A 23,883-nucleotide genomic window follows, 5' to 3' on the forward strand; every position below is an offset into this window, starting at 1 on the left:
GGTGCAGGTCGCTGAATGGGGATCACCGGCGGCGTCACGGCGGGCCTGAGAACCGGCGTCTCTGTGGGAGGCCGCGACCGGTGCTGGCGGGCAGCAGGTCGGTGGGCGGTGGCTGGCCCGGTGGGGGAGCTCCCGCGCCCCGACCCGCACACCCTCGACGGTCTGATCGCAAACATCGAGACGCCAGGGACTAACACCATCCATCTGCTGCCTTGGCTGGACCATGGAACCGATGATGAGGCAGCCGGAGAATGTGGACGATCACGATTTTCCCCGGGCCTGGCTTCACGTAATTCCCCAGGTCCTGACCGTGTCCTTGTCTAGCTGATCGAGCCTCCGGTTGTCTTGTTGTTGCCGTTTCTGGGCCGTTTGTTCGGCCGGTAGCTGGGGCCGTTCATGATGACCTGGTGGCTGGTGTTGATGAGCCGGTCCAGGAGCGACTCGGCGACGACAGGGTTGGGGAAGAGCGGATACCAGTCGCTCGGCGCCCTGTTGCTGGTGATGATCAGGGACCTCCCTTGCCGTTCGCTGACCAGCTCGTAGAGGTCGTCGGCCTGGGTGGCGGTCAGCTGCCGCATCGCGAAGTCGTCGAGGATGAGCACGTCGGGACGTACGAGTTCTCGCAGCCGTCTGTCCCAGGTCCGGTCGGCGTGTCCGCCGGCGAGGTCGGCGAGGACACGGCTGGTCTTGGCGAACCGCGCGTGGGCGCCCTGGCGGATGGCGAGGTGGCCCAGGGCCTGGGCGACGTGTGTCTTGCCGACGCCGACCGGGCCGAACAGGATGACCGACTCGCCCGCATGCAGCCATCGCAGGGCCGCGAGGTCACGGATCTGGACCGCGGGCAGCTTCGGCGAGGACGAGAAGTCGAACTCCTCCAGGGTGGCCTGCTGCTCGAACTTCGCCCGTTGCAGGCGTCGTTGGAAGGCGACGCTCTCACGTCGGGTGATCTCGTCCTGGCAGAGGATCTGCAAGAACTCCAGGTGGCCGAGTTCGCCGCCGTGGGCCTGGGACAGGCGGGCGTCGAGAGTCTCGAGCATGCCGGAGAGCTTGAGCGATTTGAGCGAGTCCCGCAAAGCGGTGTTCATGATGTTCATCAGGCGACTCCTTCACCTTCGCGGTGGCCCTGGTCATCGTGGTTGTCCTCCGCCGCGACGGGGGACGCGGCGGTCGCGAAGAGCCGCTTGGGCCCGTGGAGGAACGCGGCGGCACCCGCGTCGCCGCTGGTCTCCGGCTCGGGATCGGTTTCGGTGCCGGCGATCAGGATGCCCTTGACGGTGCGGTAGGACGGATCCCCGACCGCGAGGGACTTCGCGCAGGCCGCTTCCAGCCGTGTCTCGCCGTGCTTCTTGCGGAGACCGAGAATCCCCTGGGCGGCGCGGAGCCGGTAGAGCGCGTTGACCTCCAGCAGCTGGCCGATGACCTCGCTGCATGCCTCGCCGACCTCGGCGGCCTGGGTGCGGCACCAGACCGGGGTCCGCATATGGAAGGCGATCTTCTCCGGCGGATAATCGTTTTTGTCGGTCCGCTTGCCTTGTTCCAGGGCAGCATGGGTCTTGACGAGTTCGCCGTCGTGGAAAATGTGCACCATGGCGGCGGTGGAGCGGATATCGACGCGCTTGCCGATCAGTTTCCAGGGCACCGAGTAGAGGGTGCGGCCCGCCTTGACGTGGATGTCCGGTCCGACTGCTGCGGAGGACCATCTCGCCAGCACGAACGGTGTTCTGGGAAGAGGCAGCAAGGTTTGGGCCTCGACCGCTTCGAAGACCGAGAACGGGGCGGCCCCGCCCAGTGGCCGGCATTGCCGTCGGCCGGCCACGTTCATGCACCACTTGATGGCCTCGGCCTGCATGTGCTCGACGGATACGAACTCCCGCCCGCGCCAGTACGAGTCGCGGACATAGGGCATGGGCCGCTCGACCCGCGGTTTGTCCTTCGGCCGCCCGGCCCGGGCTGGATCGACCAATGCGCCGTAATGGGCAGCGAGTTCGCCATAAGCCTTGTTGATTTTCGGGTCGTAGAGGTCGGGCTTGTCGACCCCGGTGCGGAGGTTATCCGGCACCAGCCGTTTCGGTGCCCCGTCGAAGAATCTGAACGCCTCGACGTGGGCGGCCGTCCACGCGTGCTGGTCGAGGGTGAGCACGGGGCGGACGAACATGTGACGCGAGCAGGGCAGCACCATCACGAAGGCCCAGATCCGGTGCCGTTTTCCGCTGCGGGGGTTGATCCACTGGCCCAGGAAGCCGTAGTCGATCTGAGCCTCCGAGCCGGGCTCGACGTCGTCTCGCAGGACCGTGACCTGCGATCTTCGGGTCTCTTCCGGCAGGGTGGCATGGACCCAGCGGCGGAAGCTGGAGACCGACGCCTCCAGCCCCTGCTCGTCGCGAAGACGCTGGTGGATCGTGCTGACGGTCACCGTCCCCAGCATTTTCTTGATGTAGTCGCGATGTTTGTCGATCTCCGGCCAGGTGATCTGCCGGAGCCTGGACTCGGCGAGTTCGGGAAACCAGCTTTTGACCAGCTTGGCCCAGTCGGCCTGGCTCATCGCCGGCCCGCCCGGGGTGATTCCGGCGGCCTCCGCCGGGGCCAGGTACTTCCTGACCGTCTTGCGGTCCACTCCCAGCGACGTGGCCAGCTCGCTCTTGGAACGGCCCGCATACCAGTGGACGTAGATCTCGGTGATGTCGACCACGGTGAACGTTCTCCTTGCCATCCGGTGCTGGCCCCCGACCTTCTCGAACCACTGGTCGAGGGGCAGCGTCCGCCTTTTCGATGGCCAGGACACCCGCTTTCCGCCTCCGTCATCCCCATGGGGAATAACGTGACCGCGCGGGGTGGGGAATTACATGACGCTCATGCCGCATCAGCTGGGGAATTTCGTGATCGTCGACAAGAATTGTCCGCCGCTCTCCAGCTGGTTCTTTCCGGACTTGTGGACTCGACGACGACCATGGTGAACGCCCGCGCGCACTTCGGCACCACCGAAGAACGGGAGGCCGAACTTCCGACCTCCCTCATCCAGCAGAGAATCCGACAGCAATCGGTCTTCGGGCGCGATCTTCTCAGCATCATGGAGTCCACTTTGACCCACCCCGCCGCCCCGCCGTACGGAAGCCGACGGCCATAAGAGCCGCCAAGTTGTGTTTCTTCCTTTCGTTCGTTTTCATCGCCATGACCACGGTCACGCTGCGGCGCCTGCCCGCCCTCCGCTACGGCGATCCCCTGCGGCGCGCCCTGTGGGGCTGCTCCGCCGGCTCCGCCGTAGCGCTCTGGTCACGGTTCCCTCCGAACAAGCACAGCATCGACAGCCTCGGCATCACCGACCTGAGCACCCTGACCAAGGACTTCGCGGCCATGGCCTCCTGACCCTCGGCCGACGCGGGCCACGCGATCCACGTCGTCGCCGGAGACCCACGCCCCGTCCGCACGGACACCGCCCCGAGCTTTCCCTTCGGTTTCGGCGGACGGAACACGGACTCGGTCCCGTTGCTCACGGCTGCCCGAACGAAGCCGCCTTTCGGTTTCCCGCCGGTCAGAGGTTCCTTTCGCGCCCGCCGCGGCGGAAAGGCCGAGGACACGCCGCCGCGTCGGCCCCGAGCGGAGCGACCGGGCACACAGGGCAATAGGTGAAGCTGTACACCGAAGTCCTTCCCCTCGTGCCGGGGACCGCACCCGAAAGGCTCCGACCCTGAACGCCTCCCTCGCAGAAGCACTGTCCGTCGTCCTGCTCCTCGCCGTGCTGGCCTGCGCGGTGATCAGGCCCTGGGGCTGGCCGGAGGCCGTCGTGGCGGTCCCCGCCGCCGGAGTGGTCATCGCCGCCGGAGCGATCTCCCTCGACCACGCCGTGGCCGAGGCCGCCCGGCTGGGCCCGGTGATCGGCTTTCTCGCGGCCGTCCTGGTCCTGGCCCAGCTGTGCGACGACGAGGGTCTCTTCCACGCCTGCGGCGCCTGGACGGCGCGCCGGGCGGCCGGCCGCCCCCGCCGCCTGCTGGGCATCGTCTTCGTGATGGCTTCCCTCATCACCGCGGTCCTCAGCCTCGACGCCACGGTGGTACTGCTGACTCCGGTGGTCTTCGCCACCGCCGCCCGACTGGGCGCCCGTGCCAAGCCGCACGTCTACGCCTGCACCCACCTGTCGAACACCGCCTCGCTGCTGCTGCCGGTGTCCAACCTGACCAACCTGCTGGCGTTCGCCGCCAGCGGCCTGTCCTTCACCCGGTTCGCCGCGTTGATGGCGCTGCCGTGGCTGGTCGCCATCGGGGCGGAGTACGTGGTGATCCGCCGCTTCTTCGCCACCGACCTGGATGCCGGCGCCGACGCCCCGCCCGCCGTCGAGACCCCCGAATTCCCGCTCTTCGCCCTGCTCACGGTGGCGGGCACGCTGGCGGGTTTCGTACTGGCCTCGACGCTCGGCATCGACCCGGCCTGGGCGGCGGCCGCGGGCGCGACCGTCCTGGCGGCCCGCGCCCTGGCCCGGCGGCGCACCGGCCCCCGTGCGCTCGTGCGGGCCGCGGCCCTGCCGTTCTGCGTCTTCGTGCTGGCACTGGGCATCGTGGTCCGGGCGGTGGTCGACAACGGCCTGGCAGACGCCCTGGGCCGCGTGGTCCCGGGGGGCACCGACCTGGTGTCCCTCCTGGTCCTCGCGGCGCTGGCGGCCGTCCTGGCGAACGTCATCAACAACCTGCCCGCCGTCCTGGTGTTGCTGCCGCTGGCCGCCCCCACCGGACCGGGCGCCGTCCTGGCCGTGCTCCTCGGGGTGAACATCGGCCCGAACCTCACCTACGCCGGGTCCCTGGCCACGCTGCTGTGGCGGCGTATCGTGCGCGAACACGACACCGACGTGGAACTGGGCGAGTTCACCCGGCTCGGCCTGCTCGCCACGCCTGCCGCCCTACTGTCGGCGGTGGTGGCACTGTGGGTGTCACTCCACACGATCGGAGGCTGAACGCGTGACCGTCATCGTCTGGATCGTCGAGGGCACCTGGTCCGCCTGTGTCGACGCCGCGCGCGCCCACACACCCGCGGACGCCGAAACAGTGTTGCTCCACATCAGCGGCCCCGACGCGCCCGGCGTGGCGCACGGCGCCTACGCCGGTCTGCTGGGCCGGGCACGCCCCGACCGCGACCCCGGCACACGGGTGGAGCACCTGGCACACGACGCGGGCGAACGGCTCCTGGCCGACGCGGCCGCGCGGCTGGGACGCCCGTGCACCCGGCGGGAACGCTCCGGTCGTGTCGAACGCGAGGTCGTGATGGCCGCCGAGGGTGCCGACCTGCTCATCCTCGCCCGCGACGGCGACCGCACCCACCTCGGCCCCCGCAGCCTCGGCCCCACCAGCCGCTTCATCGTCGACCACGCCCCCTGCCCGGTCCTGCTGGTCTGGCCGCAGACGCCACCGAGCGCGGCCACCATCCCGCCACCGCCACCACACCCTCCGCACCACCACTGACGCTGCGACCCGCGCACATCGCGGGTCGCAGGCCGGTGGCCGGTGGCCGGCTCAGTCCTCGCTCTCGGCGGCGGCGCCCGCCACGCGACCGCGAACCGCGTACCAGCCGGCGACCAGCACCGCGGCGATCAGCGGCACGCACAGCACGGTGGTGCGCGCGGCCCCTCCGTCGGCGTACATGAGGACCAGGACGGAGACGAGGAAGGCCAGCGTCACGAATTCGGTCCACGGGGAGCCGGGCAGGCGGTAGGAGGGGCGGGTCAACACGCCGTCCCGGGTTTTCCGCCAGAAGAGGAGATGGCAGACCATGATCATGCCCCAGGTGGCGAGGATACCGAGGGCGGCGAGGTTGAGCACGATCTCGAACGCGTCCGCCGGAACGACGAAGTTGAGCCCGACGCCGAGGACGCACATGCCGCTGGTGAGCAGGATGCCGCCGTAGGGCACATGGGTGCGGCTCAGCCGGGCGGTGAAGCGCGGTGCGGACCCGTTGACGGCCATGGAGCGCAGGATACGGCCGGTGGAGTAGAGGCCGGAGTTGAGCGAGGACATGGCCGCGGTGAGCACGACCAGGTTCATCACATCGCCGGCCGCCGGGACGCCGATGCGGGAGAGCACGGTCACGAACGGGCTCTGGCCGGCGCTGTAGCTGCTCCACGGCATCAGCATCGACAGCAGGACGACCGAGCCGACGTAGAAGAGGCCGACGCGCCACATGATCGAGTTGATCGCCTTCGGCATGATCTCCTCGGGCTTCTCGGTCTCACCGGCTGTGACTCCGACCAGTTCGACGGAGGCGTAGGCGAAGACGACGCCCTGGATGATCAGCAGCATGGGCAGCAGGCCGTTGGGGAAGATCCCGCCGTTGCCGCTGATCAGGGCCGGGCCGGGGACGGCGCCGTCGACGGGGTGCCGAGTGGCCAGGAGGAAGATTCCGATCCCCATGAACACCACCAGCGCGCCGACCTTGACGATCGCGAACCAGAACTCCAGTTCGCCGAAGATCCGCACGGAGATGAGGTTGACGGTGAGGACCACGGCCAGGGCCACGAGCGCGATCACCCACTGCGGGACATCGGAGAACAGGCGCCAGTAGTGGGTGTACGTGGCGACGGCGGTGATGTCGGCGATGCCGGTGGTCGCCCAGTTGAGGAAGTACATCCAGCCGGCGGTGTACGCGCCCTTCTCCCCGAGGAACTCCCGGGCGTACGAGACGAAGGCACCGGAGGACGGCCGGTACAGGACGAGCTCGCCGAGCGCACGCACGACGAGGAAGGCGAAGACGCCGCAGACGGCGTAGGCGATGAACAGCGAGGGCCCCGCGTCGGCGAGGCGTCCGCCCGCGCCGAGGAAGAGCCCGGTGCCGATCGCACCTCCGATGGCGATCATATTGATGTGCCGGGGTTTCAAGGTCTTGCTGTAGCCGGTGTCCCCGGCGTCGACGTGACGGGTCGTGGGGCGCTTCTCGTCTTTGAGGAACTGCTCGCTCACGCCTCGGGTCTGCCTTCCATGGTGGTGGCCGTGCGTTGAGGGCGCACGATGTCGATGAGGGCCGACCGACACGCCAGTGCGTGGCATGTCGGTCTCCTGCTCCATCCGGTCGAGCAGATGGCCCAGATGGTCCAGGTCCACCGGAGTGCGGCGCGGCGTACCCGGCGACCGGGATCCCGGCGTGCCGGCGCACTCCAGCAGGTCACTGAGGGCTTGGTCGCCGAAGGTGGGGGCTGTGGCCGTGACGGCCCATCCCGTCGGGCAGGCGCTGGAGGAGGACGCCGCCCGCGTGCGCGTTCATCGGCCGCATACCCCGACACGCTCCGAGAACGGGTGTATCGGGGGCGAGGCCGGCGGCAGCGGAACGGCGCGACCAACCGCGGCCTGAGGACAACCGGCGTAGGGGCATACCACTTCCTTCTGGGGCATTCAGAGGTGATCGTCGACGGCCGGATCCACACCCGCCCGCACGGACGTCCCCGGCCGCGACGGGCCGGGGCGAGCCACGGCAGGAGGCGGACGGGGCGCCGGCGGAGGGCACCTGGACGGCAGGGAGCGGCGGTCACGCCCCAGGAGCACGGGCTTGCGTTTTTCTTGCCGCGAGCAAGAATCCTGCTGGCGTTCATCCGCAATCACAAGAAAACACATCTTCGCAACAGATAAGTGAGCCTTAACTCCGTGCACGGACTCGACCCCCGCCTGCTCGCCACCCTCGAAGCCGTCGTGCGGCACGGCTCCTTCAGCGCCGCCGCACGCGAACTCGGCTACAGCGCGCCCGCCGTCTCCCAGCAGATAGCCGAACTCGAACGCCGCACGGGCCTCAGGGTGCTCGAGCGCCGCCCCGTGCGCGCCACCCCGGCCGGCGAAGTCCTTCTCGGCGCCGAACAGAGCGTCCGCAACGCATTGGCGACGGCATCGGTGGAACTCGACGCCATGCGCGCGGGCACGGCCGGCCGGATCCGGCTCGGCGCCTTCGCCTCCGCCGCCACCAGCATCGTTCCGCAAGCGCTGGCCCAACTCCACACGGCCTACCCCCACGTGCAGGTCAGCCTCTGCCAACTGGAACCCGAGGCCGGCTACAACCGGCTCAAGCGGGGGGACATGGACCTGGCCCTCAGCTACGACTACGACTTCATCCCCGACCCGCCGCCCCGGATGCTGCGCCGGACGCTGATCGCACGGGATCCGGTGGTGGCCGTGGTCCCGGATCACCACCGCCTGGCCGACAGGGAGGTCATCGATCTGGCCAGCCTCGCGACCGAAACGTGGATTGCGGCCCCGGAGGCCGCTCTGCGCCTGGAACTGCTTTCCCAGATGGCCCAGACGCCGGGTTTCCAGGCCCGCCTGCAATACGAGGGGGACGACTTCAACACGGTGCTCGGTTTCGTGGCCGCGGGCCTGTGCGTTGCCGTCATGCCGCGACTGGCGCTGGGCCGCGGCAACAGCCAGGTCGTGGCCCGCCCCCTGGCCGAGCCGCAGTTGACGCGCTTCATCTACGCCGTCCGCATCGACACCCGGCACGCCCCGCGCGCCGTCCTGGACCTGGAGCAGATGCTCGCCGCGCAAGCACTGTCCGCGCTCTCCTGAGGCCCACCGTGCGTCGGGGGCGGCGGCTGGATGTGAACGGATTGTGGAGGACGTGTGAAAAACAGCCAACTTGACGGCGGCTGCACGCGCGTAGACCGCACCGTGGCGCCAGCGTTTTCGGCCCCCCGACTATCGGCCACGATGGCTGAAAGTTAAACTATCGAGTGCCGGGCGCACTACGTTTGCGGCGGTTGACGTTCCACCGAGAGGAAACCCCTCATGACCGCAGCCAACAGCGAGCCGCGAACGGCCCGCGTCCTCACCGGCTACCGCCCCGAGGACGGCTTCATGGCCGTAGAGCTGAACCCGCCCCCGGCCGAATATGTGTGGCACGACGAGCACGCCGAGCAGCAGGAGCAGCGCTACGGCCCGGGAGTTGGCTACCACCAGTGGCTGGCAGTGGACGCGCGCGACGGCGCCGTCTGGTTCGGCGACATCGACTGGCGGGCCTCGCGCGAGGACCTCGACAGTCAGCTCCCCGGCCCTCCCCGCAGGGCACTCGGCGACGGGACCATTCCGGCGCCCGGAGTCATGGTGCAACTGCTCGGCCACCTTACCCATGACGAACGGCGAGGCTGCTCCTGGCGGTTCTTCACCGCCGAGGAGTTGCACGCGCTCGCGCTGCGGATACTGCCCGCCGTGCAGCGGCTCGTGGACTCGGTCCACCGGGTCGGGCCGGAAGGCGAGCTGGAGTGGTCGGCCGAGGCCGCCACCGCCTGGGACGACATCGAGCAGGCCGCGACCCACACCGAGGCTCCCTCCGGCGAGCTCATGTGGCCCACACCGCGCACGACACCGGCCCCGGCGTGGCGCGTCGAGGTCGGCACGTTCCTCTCCATGAACCCCGAGCTGTGCGACCCCTCCTGGGGCCTGGCCACGGACGCGGAACTCGATGCCTACGCCGACTACCGTCCTGAGAGCGGCTATGGAGGTGTACCGGGGAGGATGTGCCGCGCCACCGACCAGGAGATCGAGGACGGTTTCACCTTCTACGGCCACCGCGCCGCCCTGTACGCCTATCGGGCCAAGGCGTGCGGCGACCGCACCCCGACGGACGCCCGCGTCTGGCTGGAGACAACGGAGATCGGCCGGAGCACCTGGGAGGCGGCCAAGCCCCTCGGCGCCACTCTCGCCGACGTTTCGGACTGCGTGCTGGCGGCTCTGGCCGAAAGGTTCCAGAACGCCGCACACGAGGAGGGCCTGGTCCTGACGGGCCTGAACGCCTATATGCATCGGCTGCGCGCCGAGGAACGCTCCGCCGTCGACCAGCAACTCGTCTGCGAGGCCGAGGAAGTCGAACGCCTCGAGAACATGCTCAAGGACTTCCGCGCCGCACGGAACCGCACCGTGACGCGGATCCTGGCCTGGTCCGACGGCCGTAGCGACGGGGAAATCGCCCGCCTGGCGTCCATGCCCGACGCTCACGTCACCAACTGGCGGGCCCGTCTGACGGACGAAGAGATGACCGGCACACCCGCATCCTGAAGCACTGTGCGGCCAAGACGGGACAACCTCGCCATGCCCTCCCTGCCCGGGAGGGTCGTCTATGTGGGCGGCGGTGCGGTGTCCACGGCCTCTGCCCCGTCCGGGCATGGCACCGCCGCCAGGCTGACCCAGTGGGCAGCATCGATGGCGATGGTGAGTCCGGATCACCCCGAGGGATGTCGGTTATGGTGCTGTGCCCGTTGGGGCGGCCTGTCCCCGGCCGGCTGTTCTGCGGTCGCGTAGCCAGTGGCTGCGTGAGGCTATGACTCCCAGGCCGAGGGCTACGAGGTGGCCGGCGTCGGCCAGTTCATGGTTGATGACCCAGGCGAGGGTGAGGAGGGTGGTGAGTGCCGCCAGGCCGTAGCGGCGGGTGCGGTGGCTGGAGAGGGCGAGCAGGCAGGCGGTGGTGGCGACCAGTCCGTAGCTGATGCCCACGTCGCGGGCCCGGGTGAGGGCTCCCGGCAGGTGGGCGAGCCGCATCAGCCACATCACGCCTTCGGTCAGCAGGGTCGCTACGACGTGGCCGAAGAGGAACGTGCCCATGCCGCGGAGTGTGCCCCAGCGCCATTCGGCGATCCCGAGTGCCGCGGCCACCGCCGTGATGCCGAGTAGTACGGGCACGCCGTCGACGACGAGGCCGCTGGTGAGGAGGGTCCACCATTTGCCGACTTCGAGGTGGTGGACGTTGCTGCTGTTGTGCCGGATGAAGCGGGCCTGTTCCCGCAGGGGCTGGCTGGCCAGCCAAGCCGCCGTGGCCAGGAGCAGTGCCGTACGTGGTCGTGGCCGGGAGCCGCCGGGCCAGGGCCACGGACCGGTCCGCAACCCGCTGAGCCGCCGTGTTCACCGATTGCGCCGCCATCCGTTCGTGTGCCGTCACCCCGCTCCCGAGGGAGCGGGCGTGCTCCGAGGCGTTCGGCCTGGAGGGTGACGACCCTAACCCGGGCGGCCGTCACGCCGGGATAAACAAGGTCCGGGACGGGCCTCGCCCTGATGCCGCCGGCTCGTGGCCGGTTTGGCCGGCGGTGGTTCTGGCGCGGTCCGGGGGTCCGTGGACAGGTTGGTTGCCGCTCTCGGCCGTGGCCCCCGGGGGCGTGTCACCGGTTCAGGCGGGCGGCTTTGTTCGCGCGTTGTGCGAAGACGTCTTCTTGGCGGTCTTGCATCTGCCGCAGTGCGTCTTTGCGGTCTCGTTTGGGGAGGCGGTCGAGGTAGGTGTGGCCGGCGAGGTGGTCGGTCTCGTGCTGCAGGCATCGGGCGAAGTAGCCCGTTCCTTCGATGACAAGCGGGCTGCCGTCCTTGTCGAACCCGCGAGCGATGGTGTGATCGGTGCGGGGGACCGTCATGGTGGCGCCGGGCACGGACAGGCAGCCCTCGAGATCGTCGATGAGTCGCCTGCTGTCCGGGCCGGGCACGTCCAGGACGGGGTTGATGATGTGGCCGACATGCCGGATCCCGTGGTCGTCCGGGCAGTCGTAGACGAACAGCCGTAGGCCGATGCCGATCTGGTTGGCGGCCAGGCCGGCGCCGTCGGCCACGTGCATGGTGAGGAACATGTCGTCTATCAGCGCCGACAGCTCCGGGGTCCCGAACTCGGTCACTTCCCGGCACGGTCGCCCGAGCACTTCCTCGCCGACCACCGTGATGTCGCGGACCGATCCCCGTTTCGCTTCCGGTGGCAGGGCCGGATAGGCGTCGACGGGGCGGCCTTGCACGCGGACTCGCCGGTCGACGGAACGCGAGTGCTCGTGACGGACAGGCATGACTGTCTTCCCCCTCTTTTCACGCATACCGCGAAGGCTGCGTGCTCGCCGCACGCAGCTGTGGACTTGAGCAAGAGTGACCGCTTGCAAAGTCCTTTGCAAAGTAGCAGACTTTGCAAAGTGACTGGAGATGACCTCACCACCTCGGACGACCAGGCAGCCGGCACCGGCGGGAAATTGCGTGAGCACGAAGTCCGCACGGCCCTGCTGGACCTGCTCGCCGAGGTCGGCGCCGTCACGGCTACCGAAGCCGCCTCCCGGCTGGGCTACAGCTCCGGTCTCTGCTCATTTCACCTGCGGCAGCTCGCCCGTCACGGCTACATCGAAGAGGCCCCTCACAGCGGAGGCCGCGCACGTCCCTGGCGCCTGAGGCGGCACACCCCCGCTGCCGGCGGCGGTGCTGAGAATCAGTTCAGCGATCTGGCCCGCGGGCTGGAGGACGAGAGCTGGCAGCGATGGCTGGCCCAGCGTCATCAGGCGCCGCCCGAGTGGTGCCACGACGAGGCCTTCAGCGCTGTCGCCTACCTGACACCCCAGGAGATGAGCCGGGTCGCGGACGTGATCCAGCGGGCGCTGGCGCCCTACCAGGACCGCGAACAACGCCCCCTGGCCCGGCCTGACGGCGCTCGACCGGTCGCCCTCATCACCCGGCTGTTCCCCCTGCTTCCCCACCCGACGGACAGCCCGGGGCAGGACTGAGAGGGCAGCCACCGTTGCGCGCCCGCCCGAGGAGATGAACACGAATCCGGGACGGCGATCAGCCACGCGGCGTGAGGCGGCCAGAACACGGCCGGGTCGCCACGCCGCCGCACGACATCGAGGTCGAAAACCTGCGCGACTGTAATGCCGCGGACTTGTGGCGCGCCCTGCTCCTGACACGACGCCGTTGTCTTTCGGGCCGACGGGCGCACGACCGGCCCCGATGCCGCTCGAATGGCGCCACCGCACATGGCGCCACCGCATATCGCCCGGGCCGACGAACGCTGTGCCCGAGGGAACTTCCGCACCTTCGCCCGGATCGCTGCCCGCGTCATTGATTCACTGCTGACCGGTCCGCTCGCCTGTTCCGGTAGTGCGCTGGCGGAGGGGGATGCGCGGCGTGCGGCTTGTCGGCCTGTGCGCGGGCAGGGCCCGGACCACCTGGCCGTGCTCCGATTACCTGGGCTGAGCCGCGCGTCGGGCGGCCGCTCCGCTATACGCGCTCTAGGGCCGTCGTACCTCGAACTGGAAGCAGCCGTACTCCAGAGCCCGCACGTGCACCAGCGCCACTTCCGGCTCGGCGAACGCTTCGTCGAGGGCCCGGTCGAACCCGGCCTCGGCGTTGTCGGGGATCTCGAGGAAGCGCCCTCCGGTGATCTGACCGTCGGCGTTGTAGCGGCGGATGACGCGTAGCGCTCCGGGACGTGCGAAGGGGTAACCCTGGGTGCCTCGTGCTTCTTCGCACTTGTCGGCGTGGATGAACACCGGTCCGGTTTCGTCGTAGGCTCCCGGCTCGGCCCCGGTTTCCCCCGCCCAGCGGCGCAGCGGGGCGTAGGAGACGAGTGCGACCCGTTCACCGGGCTCGATGGCCCGCAGACAGCACCGCAGCGGACTGCCCACGCAGTCGATGGGAACGCCATCCTCCCGAGCGGTGTACGGCTGTGGTGGCTCTCCGGCGTCATCGGCGTGGCGAAGTTCCTTGAGCGCGGCGGGAGCGATGGGGAGGGCCGTGTATGTAGTCATGCGTTCAGCGTCGGTGGTTCGCTCTCGGTGCGCTGGCGGGATTCGGACGCGACGATCAGGGCGGCGGGCGCCCCACCTCCCACGGCGATTCGTCGGACACGGCGCCGGCCGCCGGGCCTGGGTGGGATGCAGGGCGCATCCATGAGCACCCCCACCCAGTTTTGATGCGTATTTTGCATGCCATTCGGCTATGGTTGGGGGTATGGGTTTGGGCTTGGAGGAGTCACTGCGGCTGACGGTGGCCGCGTTGATGCAGGCGACAGGTGACTCGCAGCGGGTGCTGGCCGCGGTGCTGGGTTTGACGCAGACGCAGGTCTCGCGCAGGCAGTCCGGGGCCACTTCGTGGACGTTGCGGGACGTCGATGTCCTGGCCGAGTACTACGGTATCGCTGCGCTGGATCTGCTGGCGGGCCCGACGCGGGCGTGCGAGTCGTTGCCCGCCGCCCGGCGCCGCACCGCCCACGCCGCCGGGAAGGGGGTGGCCCGGTGAGTGACTTCGATGCGATCGACTCGCTGCTCGCGGGCGTTGGCCCGGAAGCCGTGCTCCCCTCTCCCCAGGTCCGCCAGGACCTGCGGGAGCGGGCCCGGTTGTCCAAGGCACAGGTGGCGAGGGCGCTCGGGGTGAGCCCGAGCACCGTTGCCGGGTGGGAGAAGGACAGGGATCCGGTCGGCGAGACCCGGACCAAGTACGCCTACCTCCTGGACGGCCTGGCCGCCAAGTTCGCAACCGACACCGAACCGGTAGCGCCATCTGCCGCCGGGCCCGCCGTGGCTCATGCCCCTGTCGCGGCCGAGGCTCCGGCGGCTTCCCCGACGCCCGAGGAAGGCAGCGAGGGGGACGAGGTGGAGGTCCTCGCCGCGCCCGAGCCGTGTGTGTTGTGCGGACAGCCGGCCGCGCACCGGGTGGCGGGTTTCGCCCAGCACCTGGACCCGGCCGACTGCCAGGCCACCGCTGCCGCGCCGCCCGCCGTCACGACGCCCGTCGCCACGACGCCTGTACAGCCCGAGGCCGCTCCGGCCGGGAAGCCGACGGCGCGCACATCACCTACGACGCGTCCCTCCGGGCGTTCCCAGGGTCCGGCCCGTCGTGCGTTCCAGGAACCGTCCGGGCCGGTCGATCTGATCGGTCAGGCAGTTACGGCCGCGCTCGCCGAGCACCATGGTGACGTCGACGCGGCGACGGCCGCGTTGCTGAAGCGGGCGATCCCGGACGCGATGCGTCTGCTGGACGAGACCCGTAAGGGCGCCCGCTACGACGTGATCGCCCACCCGTGGATCCCCGACATCCTGAAGAAGCAGACCTCTCGCGGTGCCGACCAGATCTGGGAAGCCCGCCCGAAATGGACCCGCCACGAGCTCCCTCCCGGCCGCCACGAGGTGACCGCGCTCGACATCAACGGCGCCTACCTGAGCGCCCTCAAGACCCATCTCCCCCTCGGCCAGCTCGAGCACTCCACCGGCCTTCCCCATGACCGCCGCCGCGCCGGCGTCCACCTGATCACCCCGCCCGCCTGGGAGCACGAGGCGGTGCTGCCGAACCCGATCGGGAACCGGGACGAGCCGGGCCCACTATGGGTGACCGAGCCGACCCTCCGCCTCCTGCTGCGCCTGTCGGGCCCGAAATACGGGCTGTGCGCGCCGCCGGAGATCCACGAGTCCTACACCTCCGGTGCCACCGAGAACCTGCTGGAGAAGTTCCGCATCGCCCTGAAGGACGCCCGCGACACCGCGATCGCCGACGGTGACGAGGTGACGCTGGAATACGTAAAAGCGATGTACAGCAAGTTCGTGTCGACGATGGGGGAGTCGAACTACAACCGGGAGCTGTACCGCCCGGACTGGATGCACATCATCCGCTCCCAGGCGTTCGCGAACCTGTGGCTCAAGGCACTCAAGGCCCACGACGAGGGCCTGGCGGTCGTCCGTGCGATGGGCACCGACGAGCTCCATGTCATCGGTGACTGGCGCCGTGTCTTCCCCGAGGGTCGTGGTGTTACCGAGGTAAAGGTGAAGGACACGTACACCGCCGGAACCGCTGCTGACGGCACTACGGGGGAGGAGCAGGAGTAATGCCGGAGAAGAACCTCGATTTCGGGAAGTTCGGCGCCCGCGGTATCAAGGGCAGCGATGCCGTGGCGCGCAAGCTCGACGAGCTCGCGGGCGGTATCGCCACCCTGGTGACCGTCAAGCGCGGCTGGATAGCGCGCCTGCACTACCTCACCCGCACCGAGCATGCACGTGCGGCCGCGCGGGATGCGGGGCTGACGGTCACCGACCGGACGCTGAAGGCGTGGCTGGAGGGCAAACGAAGCCCGTCGAAGGCGAACCTGGCCCGGATCGACGCCGCCTACCGCACGGTGCGCCGGCAGAACGTCGCCCGCCACCTCCTCAGGCGCCTGAACCGGGAGGGTCGCGGGACACGGGTGGAGATCCACCCGCTCGACCAGTCCCAGGTGCCGCGGCCGCTGCAGCGCGTCGTGGAGTACCGGACGCTGAACGTGCGCCGCTGGGACAGGATCGTCGGTTCCTGGGCCGCGGGCGACTACCAGGGTCTCGACGCGGCGTGGGACGACACGATCGTGGACCTGGGTTCGCAGTGGGGGCAGTACGAGTACGTCACCAACGTCGGCTTCGCCGCCTAGAAGGTCATGGAGGTTCACAAATCCCGTGTGGCTTTCGCGGGTTCGTTGTCAGGCGGATGCCATGTTCTAAGAACGTGCCGCGCTGCGGCTTGGGGGCCGGGAGCCGGAGCGGGGACCTGAGACGGAAGGTGAGAAGTCCTCGCCGGTGACGTGGTCTGAGAACTCTGGGTCAGATCGGCCCTGGTCGTGGCGTCGGCGGATGACATGGCCGGTGAGAGCCTGCTGACTGGGCACCGCTGCGCCACCACACCCCGCCGCATACGGCACGGCACCCGCCCGCCAGAGCCTCAGATGCCGGCCCCGTACCAGCAGCAGGCCCCGGCCGCCCTCCACGAAGGAGAACAGCCAGGGCCTGCTGCTATGGGTCCGGGAGCGACTCTTCCATGCACTTCCCGCCGGCCATGTGGTGATCACACTGTGAGGCTGTGTCACCCCAGGAGCACTCGGCCCCTCACACGGCATCGAGCAGCCGAACCCGTGCACGTGTCCGAACCCGTGCACGTGTCATGTCATGTCGCGGGCTTCTGCAGCCAGTCCGCTTCGGTGGTCCAGAACATCTGACGTGCACCGAGGTAGTCGTGGGCGAAGTCCGTGAACCGTGTCCGGGTGTACGGCTTGCCTGTCTTGGGGTCCTTGGCGTTGATGTCGGGTTCCTGGACGGCCATCGCGACGAGGGGGAGGGCGTCCTTGTACGCGTGGAGGAACTTGTAGGAGTTCTCCATCTGGTACTTGCGGTCCGGCAGGGTGTCCGGTCCTCCGATGCCGATCTTTTTGTCCCGGGCGAGGTCGAACATCTCCTTCATGCGCTTGTGGTCGTCGTCATCGGGCAGGAAGTTGATGTACTGGATGAACTGTGTCTTGGTGAAGACTTTCCTGCCGTAGCGCATGTTGTCGATCTCGGCGTCGATGTAGGACTTCGAGGTGTACTTGGTGTGGTCGTTCTTGGTGTCCACCTCGACCGCGGTCTCCGGGAGGTTCACCCCGGCGAGCTTGCCGTCGAACTTCTGCGCCATCGCCTTGAGCATGGCCTGGAAGTCCGCTCGCACCTCTTTGTTCCACTGCGCGGCCATGGCCCCGTGGGTGGTGGGGTTGTCAGGGTTCTCATCGATCGTCGGCGCGATGCCGCCCGCGTCCTTCACGTACTGGGGAAGGTTGGCGTCCTTCATGGTTACGTCGAAGAACCGGTCCTGGATCTGGACGAACAGTTTCTTGTGGCGTTCCTGGAGATACTTCAGGGCGTTGTCCAGCCGCGACCACCTGTACTCGCCCTTCTTCCCCTCGAGGGCCTTCCAGGGCACCACCACCTGTACGCCGCCGATGTCCGTACGGTCGATCATGGCTTTGACCTTCGGGTCCTCGCCGGATGTGGCGTCCTCGAACGCGCCGAGCGACATGTACAGATTGTCCGTCACCGTGCCGTGGGACACCGGGGCGGCGGTCTTGCCGGGGGCGGGGGCCGCGGCGGCCGTCCCGAGGGCGGCTGTCAGGGCCACGGCTGTGAAAACAACAGTTCCGGCTGCACCACGTTGCGTCATCATGAACCGAGACGCTAAGGGAACGATCTCAGTGAAAAATAAGAGCGTCCATCGAGGGACGCGGGTACCTCCGGGCTTCACGGCTGGGCAGGCCGGGGAGCGGCTTCGTCCCCATGCGGCGAGGCGGTGGCTGCGGCGTGCGGAGTGTGCGAGGGGCGGCTGGCCCAGGGGCTGCCGAGAGGGTGTCCGCACCAACGTGCGCGTACCGGCGCATACGCGAGCTGCCGCAGGACGCTCTCGCCCATGATGCCCGACGCGCCTTCCCGCCCCGTGGGATTTCGCTCACCGTCCTGTGCGGCCTTTCTACGCGCCAACCCCATACACATGGGCGGTCGTGTACCGGCGGCTGTCGTGGCTGCCCCGCCAGGCCGGCGCCGCCAGACCGGCGGCCGCGCCGAACACCCAGGCCTTCAGGGAGGACGGGACGCCGTCCTCGATGCGGCGCGGGGGACCTCGGCGGGCTGGGCGACGATCGCCGAGCGGTACAGGCTGCCGCCCCTGACCGCATGATCTCCAGGAGCCCGGACCAGACACAGCGGCCGCACCCGGCCGCTGTGCCCTGCAAGTCTGTGACCGTACGGGCGAGCACAGTGATCTTGGACCGGTGAACGATGACCGGCCGGCCCCGCAGGGTTCCCCCACCGCTCTACGGTGGCGCTGACACCCCGACTGCTCCGTCATCGCCGCCACACTCGCCAGTGTTCTGAGTATGTGAAGGTGCTGCCGCGCTCCCGCGTCTGCGATCCGAAGGTAATTCAGTGATATTGCCTTTGTTCGCCGGAGTGCAGTGGAGGGCAGGAGCTGCCCACGCACGGGCCGGGAAAGTCGGTGCGAGCGGGAACACGCTGCCCACAACCCGGACAACCCGCGGACCGCCGAGGCGCTCCCACCCTGCGGCAGCCCGGTGAGAGGGCCACGAGCACTGCACCCCAGCGTGGGTTTCGCAGCACGGAGACGCTTCCGGGCCGGGCAGCGCGTGAGGGGGTCTACGACAGCATGGGTTTCGCGGCACGGCGCCGCGGCATGTCATGGCACGGGTGTGCGCGGTATGGCGCGGCTGGGGCGTGTGATTTCGAGGGTGGTGAAGGGCTGGCGCAAACAGGTGACAAGGGCTGGTCGCTGGGAAGCGGTGGAGGCGTTGCGACGGAGAAGATCCCGGCTGTCCAGCGACACTGTCCGGTATGAATCGAGTACCCGATGACGGCATGGTCCTTGTTCCCGGTGGTTCTCTGATGACCAGGACCCCGGAGGAAGGCCGGGCCCTGGCGCTCACGCTGGCCCGGCACACTATCCACAACATCCAGCCTGACCTGGACATCCTCAAGGGGGGCCGCCCTAACTACTCCTCCACCCCGGACAGTCTTATCGACGCCGCGCGGGTCGTCGCGATCGAGTTCCAGACCATCGCCGCGGCCAACGGCTACTGGCGCGGCTGACCTCTGTGCCCAGCCCTGCCGCCACCGAAATCGCACGGACAGCAACGGCAGGGCGGCGCTCTTGGGGCTGCGGCGCTCTTGGGGTCGGTGTCAGTGGTCTTTCACGGTGAGGCCGAGGTGCTGTGCCAGGACGGGGGCCAGGTCGAACAGCTGGGCGGTGCTGATCGTCGCGCCGCTCAGGGCTCCGATCCCGGAGACGATGCCCAGGGCGGTGGCCTCGCGCAGGTCGACCCTGGTGAGCGTGGCTCTGTCGATCCGTGCCCGGTCCAGGGTTGAGCCGGGGAAGCTGACGTCGGCCAGGTTCGCCCCGCTGAAGTCCACGTCGCGCAGAAGGCAGTCGGCGAAGACGACGTCCTTGAACGAGGTCGCACAGAAGTTGACCGAGTCGAATTTGCACTGGCGGAAGACGGTGCGACGCATCTCGCTGCCGTGGATCTCGGTGCCGGCGAAGACGCCGGCGGTGCACTCGCTGTCCAGCCAGGTGGTCTCGGCGACGTTGGTGCCGACCATGCGGACGGTGTGCAGCCACACCTCGTCGAACCGTGAGCGCCGCAGGCGGCCGCGTTCGAAAGTGGCCGAGGAGAAAGCCGACTGGCTGAAGAGAGAGCTTCCTGCTTCCGCGTCCTGGAGGACGGAGCCGTCGAAGTGCAGCCATTCGTAGGCGCCCGCATGCTCGAGCTCGCCGGTGAAGGGCTGAAGGTGGTGCGCGTACGGCAGTGCGGCCAGGTCACGGGGGCCGGGGACTCGCATGGGTTCCTTCCGGGGACGGCTGGGGGCGGCCCTGGTCGTGGCCCCGAGGGCCCCACGACCAGGGGAAGGGCCCCATGCTGACGCCGCACCCCTGGTTTTGCCCAATCAGCGCGAGGGCTGAAAGACGCTCCGAAAGCCGGATCGAGCCTCACTTCAGGGCCTACGTAAATCGCAATATCCAGGACATCTGATCATGTTGCTACTGTGGTGTTCTTCCGGTCCGTGGGAGGCGGGAGCCCCGCCCCGGTACCTTCCCGGGCGCCAAGGTGCCGACTGGGCTGGGGAAGTTGGGGTGTGTGCGGTTCCCGCCTGCAGCCGGGCAGTGCCCGAGGAGGTGGTTCTCTGAAATTGATTCTGCGCCTCGTTCCTTGATCGCCGGATCTAGAGATCCCGCGCACAGGCCGTTCTGGGCAAACGGGGGGCTCCGGCGTGACGACGACGAGGTGGATGTTGGTCAGGCCGCGGCCGGCATCACGGCGGGGAGGACCGGTGCCGTCTTCCGGGTGGGTTTGCGGGCGAGGCGGCGGGTCATCAGCGTGATGGACGCCCAGGCGATGAGCGACTCGCTGACCTGCGGCAGCCTCTCGTGGCCGCGGCGGTGCCGGCGGGCCCGCATGATCCACGACAGGCTCCGTTCCACCACCCAGCGGCGGGGGAGGACCACGGAGCCGGCGGTGTTCGGCGGGCGCCGGACGGTCTTGAGGGTGATGTCCATCCGTACCTTGGCCCAGGTCACGAGCTTACGGCGCCATGTCGGAGATGGAGCCGGTGGTTTCGGCCAGTAGGCGGGCCAGGTTGTGGTGTCCGGACCGGTTGGCGTCGTCCAGGGGGGTGCCGCCCCAGCGGTCCACGGGGCGGGGGTTGACGCCCTTGGCGAGGAGGTATTCCACAAGGCCGCGATGTCCTTCGGCCGCGGCCAGGTGGAGGGCGGTGCGTCCGTCGTAGTCGGCGGCGTCGAGGGGGATGTTGCAGGCGGCCAGGCGGCGGATCTCGTTGACGTCGCCTCTGCTGGCGGCGAAGCACAGGGCCACGATGCCTTCGGTGGCGCTCTGGTGGCGCTTGAGGCGGGGGTCGCGTTTGCCGGTCTCGGCGCCGGTGCCGGTGAGCAGGTCGTAGGTGTGGATGTTGTAGCAGTCGACGAGACGCCGGCAGACCTCGATGCCGCGGACCGAGTTCCCGTGGCCGTCCAGGCGGGGGGACCAGATGGCGATGCCCATCAGCTGGGGGACGACCAGCATCAGCGCGCCCGATACGCCGCTCTTGGCCGGCAGGCCGATGGTGAAGGCGAACTCGCCGGAGAAGTCGTACATCCCGCACGAGGACATCAGCGAAAGGCAGTGGCGCACGGTTTGAGCGGAGAACACCGGGTCTTCCGTCAGCGGGCACACCCCGGCGTTGGCCAGGGACGCGGCCGCTACGGCCAGTTGCCGTGCGTCGACCTCGATCGAGCAGCACTGTATGTAGAACTCCAGCGTGGCCAGCAGATCGGTGCCGGGCGGGAAGGCGCCGCGTTCGCGCATGGAGTAGCCGAGGGCGAAGTTTCGGTCGGCGGTGTTGCGTTCGGACAGGTAGACGGAGTTGTTGAACCCGACGCTCCGGCCGCCGGCGAGGCGTTTCCAGGTCTCGGCGACGAAGTCGAAGCGGTCCGCGGCGTCGAGGCCGCGCTGGATGAGCGCGCAGCTCATGATGGCACCGGCGTTTATCATCGGGTTGTGCGGCAGGCCCGCCTTGTTGAAGGTCAGCTCGTTGAAGCCCTGGCCGCTGGGTTCCCTGCCCACATGCCGGTGGACGGTGTCGGGGCCGTGTTCCTCCAGGGTGAGGCAGTAGCCGACGGCCTTGGACACCGATTGCAGGCAGAAGTTCACGTCCGCGTCGCCGATGGAGAAGCGCTGCCCGTCCACCGTGCACACCGAGATCGCGAACTGCTCCGGGTCCACGCGGGCGAGCTGGGGGATGTAGGAGGCGACGGCGCCGCTCCGGTCGGCGCGGACCTCCTCGTGGATGCGTCGGAGGTCGGCCACCAGCGTCGGGAAGTCGGGCACCACGAGTTCCCCGCAGGCGGCCCGTTCGATGATGCCCCGGTTGTGCCGGGTCGCGGCGGTGAACTCCTCCGCGGTGAGCAGGAGCGGCCCGGTCGCCGGTGGTGCGGGCCGGACGCGGTCCAGGTGGGCGATGGTCTCGGCGATCCTGGGGTCGTCGCGCAGGATGCCCGCCTCGTCGAGCACCTTCAGTAACCGGTCGGGAGAGAGCCGACCCGGCGAGTCCTGTGCGAAGCAGGCGAAGACGTCCGCGTGCGATTCCCCGCCCCGGTCGGCTGCGCCGGGCGCACGGGACCGGGTCGCGGTGCGCTTCCCGCTTTTCGCAGCAGGCATGGCTTCCCTCCGGCCCCGGACATCTCCACCGCACCGACGATTCCCGGCCGCCGGGGACGGAAACCAGCCAGTTCGTGGCCTGTGCGCCCCGGCCGGTGGTGCGGTTGCGTACACCGGTGCGTAATTTCTCGCGCGCGCCGTACGCCCCGCACCTGTTGTGTCAGGGCTGATGTGGCCCGCGGTAGGGGAGTGTCTGGCTGTAGACGACGTTGGTGGTCGTGCTGCCGAGGCCGGCCAGCTCGTCCATGAGTGTCTCCAGGTGCTCCATGGAGGTCGCGGCTACTTTCAGGGTGTAGCAGTCGTCGCCGGTGGTGCGCAGGCATTCCAGGATCTCCCGTCGTTCGGCGAGCAGCCGGCGCAGCGGCTGGTGCCGGTTGCCCGGGTACTTCAACCGGACGATGGCCAGCACGGGGTAGCCGACCTTGGCCAGGTCCACCACGGCGTGGTAGCCGGTGATGATGCCCAGCGACTCCAGATTCCGCACCCGTTCGGTCGTCGCCGACGAGCTGAGTTTCACGCGCCGCCCCAACTCGCTGAGGGAGATGCGGGCCTCCTGTTGCAGCTGCCCGATGATCGCCCAGTCGATTTCGTCAAGATTCACGGCCATACCGCGACTCTACCGGCAGAACCACGGAAGAACGCCACCATCGCCGGGAAAGACCGGTTCCGTATGCTGTGATCGCCGGGATAGCCTCGGGTCATGCAACTTGGCGTCAACGTACCGAATTTCGGGCCGGGGACCGATCCTGGCGTGCTGCGCGAATGGGCGCGGACCGTGGAGGGGCTCGGCTTCGGCCTCCTCATGGTGTCGGACCACGTAGTCGTCACCCCGGACGTGGCCGAGCGCTACCCCGAGCCGTTCTACGAGCCGTTCACCACGCTGTCCTGGCTGGCCGGTATGACCACCGGTCTGCGGCTGGGCACGACGGTGCTCGTCCTTCCCTACCGGCATCCGCTGCTGGTGGCGCGCATGGCCACCAACCTCAACCAGCTCAGCGGCGGCCGGTTCGTCCTCGGAGTCGGTGCCGGCTGGGCGCGCCAGGAATTCGACGCGCTCGGCATACCGTTCACCGCACGCGGCAGCCTGACCGACGAATACCTGAACACCCTGCGCAACGCCCGGCACGGGCACGCCGAGGACATCACCGCCCCGGTACCCGTCTGGGTCGGCGGCAACAGCGAGGCGGGGATCCGGCGCGCCATCAGGTTCGGCGACGCCTGGCACCCGCTGCGGCTTCCCCTGGCCCGGATGCGCTCGGCCCTGACGAACCACTCGTTGCCGGCATTCGCCCCCCGCATCGCCCTGCGGCTGACCACCACCACGGTCGACGAGCCCGAACGACCGGCCGGTGTCGGCACCATCGAGCAGATCCTCGACGACTTCGACCAGCTCCGCCTCCTCGGCGCCGACACCGTCGTACTCGACCCCTACCAAGGGGATCCGCAGGAAACCCGCCGGCCCCACGCGGCCTGGCAAGCACTCACCACCGTGGCCACACACTGGAGGACACCCTCATGATCACCCCCGCCGACCACAAGCTCCTGCGTCACGCGATCGGCATCGCGACCCACGCCATCACCCTGGGCGACGCCCCCTACGGCTCCCTCCTGGCCGGCCCGGACGGCGCGATCCTCGCCGAAGCCCACAACACAGTGCGA

At 69.0% G+C, this 23,883-nt stretch carries 23 protein-coding genes and 1 pseudogene; 12 read left to right on the forward strand and 12 right to left on the reverse strand.

Going from position 1 to position 23,883, the window contains the following annotated elements; genetic code table 11:
- Positions 1–320 precede the first annotated feature (320 nt).
- Together istB and istA are read right to left on the reverse strand one after the other, a co-directional pair.
- On the reverse strand, positions 321–1,094 hold the full coding sequence (gene istB, locus ACX9I7_RS30855) for an IS21-like element helper ATPase IstB (RefSeq protein WP_459389190.1): 774 nt from the start codon (positions 1,092–1,094) through the stop codon (positions 321–323).
- The gene (gene istA, locus ACX9I7_RS30860; RefSeq protein ID WP_459389191.1) at positions 1,094–2,689 is read right to left on the reverse strand and encodes an IS21 family transposase; all 1,596 of its coding nucleotides are present in this window, start codon (positions 2,687–2,689) and stop codon (positions 1,094–1,096) included. Before istA ends, istB begins: the two co-directional genes overlap by 1 nt.
- 479 nt (positions 2,690–3,168) lie before the next feature.
- Between istA and ACX9I7_RS30865 the strand changes: the two genes are divergently transcribed.
- The 3 genes from ACX9I7_RS30865 (at position 3,169) to ACX9I7_RS30875 (ending at position 5,447) form a co-directional block, all read left to right on the forward strand.
- Positions 3,169–3,363, forward strand: a complete 195-nt coding sequence (locus ACX9I7_RS30865; protein WP_387576576.1) for a hypothetical protein — start codon at positions 3,169–3,171, stop codon at positions 3,361–3,363.
- A gap of 322 nt (positions 3,364–3,685) precedes the next feature.
- The gene (locus tag ACX9I7_RS30870) at positions 3,686–4,942 is read left to right on the forward strand and encodes an SLC13 family permease (protein ID WP_387576910.1); all 1,257 of its coding nucleotides are present in this window, start codon (positions 3,686–3,688) and stop codon (positions 4,940–4,942) included.
- A gap of 4 nt (positions 4,943–4,946) precedes the next feature.
- Positions 4,947–5,447 (forward strand): universal stress protein, encoded by a 501-nt coding sequence (locus tag ACX9I7_RS30875; RefSeq protein WP_387576574.1) that lies wholly within the window; start codon positions 4,947–4,949, stop codon positions 5,445–5,447.
- Between the two features lie 51 nt (positions 5,448–5,498).
- On the opposite strand, the gene ACX9I7_RS30880 is transcribed toward ACX9I7_RS30875, so the two are convergent.
- A complete protein-coding gene (locus ACX9I7_RS30880) occupies positions 5,499–6,938 on the reverse strand; it encodes an amino acid permease (protein WP_387576572.1) in 1,440 nt (479 codons plus the stop codon).
- Positions 6,939–7,140: 202 nt separating this feature from the next.
- On the reverse strand, positions 7,141–7,347 hold the full coding sequence (locus ACX9I7_RS30885) for a gamma-glutamyl-gamma-aminobutyrate hydrolase family protein (protein WP_459389192.1): 207 nt from the start codon (positions 7,345–7,347) through the stop codon (positions 7,141–7,143).
- A 269-nt stretch (positions 7,348–7,616) separates the two neighbouring features.
- Between ACX9I7_RS30885 and ACX9I7_RS30890 the strand changes: the two genes are divergently transcribed.
- Entirely contained in the window at positions 7,617–8,525 is a 909-nt protein-coding gene (locus ACX9I7_RS30890; protein WP_387576567.1) for a LysR family transcriptional regulator, read from the forward strand.
- 219 nt (positions 8,526–8,744) lie between these two features.
- Positions 8,745–10,010, forward strand: a complete 1,266-nt coding sequence (locus ACX9I7_RS30895) for a hypothetical protein (RefSeq protein ID WP_459389193.1) — start codon at positions 8,745–8,747, stop codon at positions 10,008–10,010.
- Positions 10,011–10,193: 183 nt separating this feature from the next.
- Here ACX9I7_RS30895 and ACX9I7_RS30900 read toward each other — a convergent pair whose 3' ends face one another.
- Both ACX9I7_RS30900 and def read right to left on the reverse strand, forming a co-directional pair.
- Complete coding sequence (locus ACX9I7_RS30900; protein WP_459389194.1) at positions 10,194–10,832, reverse strand: rhomboid-like protein; 639 nt, start codon at positions 10,830–10,832, stop codon at positions 10,194–10,196.
- Positions 10,833–11,104: 272 nt separating this feature from the next.
- Positions 11,105–11,767 carry a peptide deformylase gene (gene def, locus ACX9I7_RS30905; protein WP_459389195.1) on the reverse strand — a complete coding sequence of 221 codons (663 nt, stop codon included), beginning with the start codon at positions 11,765–11,767 and terminating at the stop codon, positions 11,105–11,107.
- A gap of 120 nt (positions 11,768–11,887) precedes the next feature.
- Here def and ACX9I7_RS30910 point away from each other — a divergent pair, with 120 nt between their 5' ends.
- Positions 11,888–12,466: a winged helix-turn-helix domain-containing protein gene (locus ACX9I7_RS30910; RefSeq protein WP_459389196.1), complete on the forward strand. Its 579-nt coding sequence runs from the start codon at positions 11,888–11,890 to the stop codon at positions 12,464–12,466.
- A gap of 504 nt (positions 12,467–12,970) precedes the next feature.
- Here ACX9I7_RS30910 and ACX9I7_RS30915 read toward each other — a convergent pair.
- Entirely contained in the window at positions 12,971–13,489 is a 519-nt protein-coding gene (locus tag ACX9I7_RS30915; RefSeq protein ID WP_459389197.1) for a DUF1203 domain-containing protein, read from the reverse strand.
- A 202-nt stretch (positions 13,490–13,691) separates the two neighbouring features.
- On the opposite strand from ACX9I7_RS30915, the gene ACX9I7_RS30920 reads away from it, so the two are divergent.
- From ACX9I7_RS30920 to ACX9I7_RS30930, 3 genes are read left to right on the forward strand one after another with little or no spacing between them, the layout of a single operon-like run.
- On the forward strand, positions 13,692–13,979 hold the full coding sequence (locus tag ACX9I7_RS30920) for a helix-turn-helix domain-containing protein (protein WP_358633333.1): 288 nt from the start codon (positions 13,692–13,694) through the stop codon (positions 13,977–13,979).
- Positions 13,976–15,559 carry a helix-turn-helix domain-containing protein gene (locus tag ACX9I7_RS30925; RefSeq protein WP_459389198.1) on the forward strand — a complete coding sequence of 528 codons (1,584 nt, stop codon included), beginning with the start codon at positions 13,976–13,978 and terminating at the stop codon, positions 15,557–15,559. Before ACX9I7_RS30920 ends, ACX9I7_RS30925 begins: the two co-directional genes overlap by 4 nt.
- Positions 15,559–16,131 carry a transcriptional regulator gene (locus tag ACX9I7_RS30930; protein ID WP_459389199.1) on the forward strand — a complete coding sequence of 191 codons (573 nt, stop codon included), beginning with the start codon at positions 15,559–15,561 and terminating at the stop codon, positions 16,129–16,131. The genes ACX9I7_RS30925 and ACX9I7_RS30930 overlap by 1 nt, the downstream gene beginning before the upstream one ends.
- A gap of 509 nt (positions 16,132–16,640) precedes the next feature.
- On the opposite strand, the gene ACX9I7_RS30935 is transcribed toward ACX9I7_RS30930, so the two are convergent.
- Positions 16,641–17,624 carry a hypothetical protein gene (locus ACX9I7_RS30935; protein ID WP_459389200.1) on the reverse strand — a complete coding sequence of 328 codons (984 nt, stop codon included), beginning with the start codon at positions 17,622–17,624 and terminating at the stop codon, positions 16,641–16,643.
- Positions 17,625–18,898: 1,274 nt separating this feature from the next.
- Between ACX9I7_RS30935 and ACX9I7_RS30940 the strand changes: the two genes are divergently transcribed.
- Positions 18,899–19,102, forward strand: a complete 204-nt coding sequence (locus tag ACX9I7_RS30940; RefSeq protein ID WP_358633321.1) for a hexameric tyrosine-coordinated heme protein — start codon at positions 18,899–18,901, stop codon at positions 19,100–19,102.
- A gap of 90 nt (positions 19,103–19,192) precedes the next feature.
- Here ACX9I7_RS30940 and ACX9I7_RS30945 read toward each other — a convergent pair whose 3' ends face one another.
- From ACX9I7_RS30945 to ACX9I7_RS30960, 4 genes and pseudogenes are all read right to left on the reverse strand, one after another.
- Positions 19,193–19,852 carry a pentapeptide repeat-containing protein gene (locus tag ACX9I7_RS30945; protein ID WP_459389201.1) on the reverse strand — a complete coding sequence of 220 codons (660 nt, stop codon included), beginning with the start codon at positions 19,850–19,852 and terminating at the stop codon, positions 19,193–19,195.
- 460 nt (positions 19,853–20,312) lie between these two features.
- Positions 20,313–20,594, reverse strand: a pseudogene (locus tag ACX9I7_RS30950) (IS5-like element IS4811 family transposase); the annotation flags it as partial.
- Positions 20,593–22,224, reverse strand: coding sequence for a glutaminase A (gene glsA, locus ACX9I7_RS30955; protein WP_459389202.1), 1,632 nt, complete (start codon positions 22,222–22,224; stop codon positions 20,593–20,595). The pseudogene ACX9I7_RS30950 and the gene glsA, both read right to left, overlap by 2 nt.
- A gap of 160 nt (positions 22,225–22,384) precedes the next feature.
- On the reverse strand, positions 22,385–22,831 hold the full coding sequence (locus ACX9I7_RS30960) for an Lrp/AsnC family transcriptional regulator (RefSeq protein ID WP_387576539.1): 447 nt from the start codon (positions 22,829–22,831) through the stop codon (positions 22,385–22,387).
- Between the two features lie 93 nt (positions 22,832–22,924).
- On the opposite strand from ACX9I7_RS30960, the gene ACX9I7_RS30965 reads away from it, so the two are divergent.
- Entirely contained in the window at positions 22,925–23,743 is an 819-nt protein-coding gene (locus ACX9I7_RS30965; RefSeq protein ID WP_459389203.1) for an LLM class flavin-dependent oxidoreductase, read from the forward strand.
- A partial coding sequence (locus tag ACX9I7_RS30970; protein WP_459389204.1) for a cytidine/deoxycytidylate deaminase family protein occupies positions 23,740–23,883 on the forward strand: 144 nt, incomplete at its 3' end. The genes ACX9I7_RS30965 and ACX9I7_RS30970, both read left to right, overlap by 4 nt.

Source organism: Streptomyces sp. L500, from assembly GCF_054551825.1.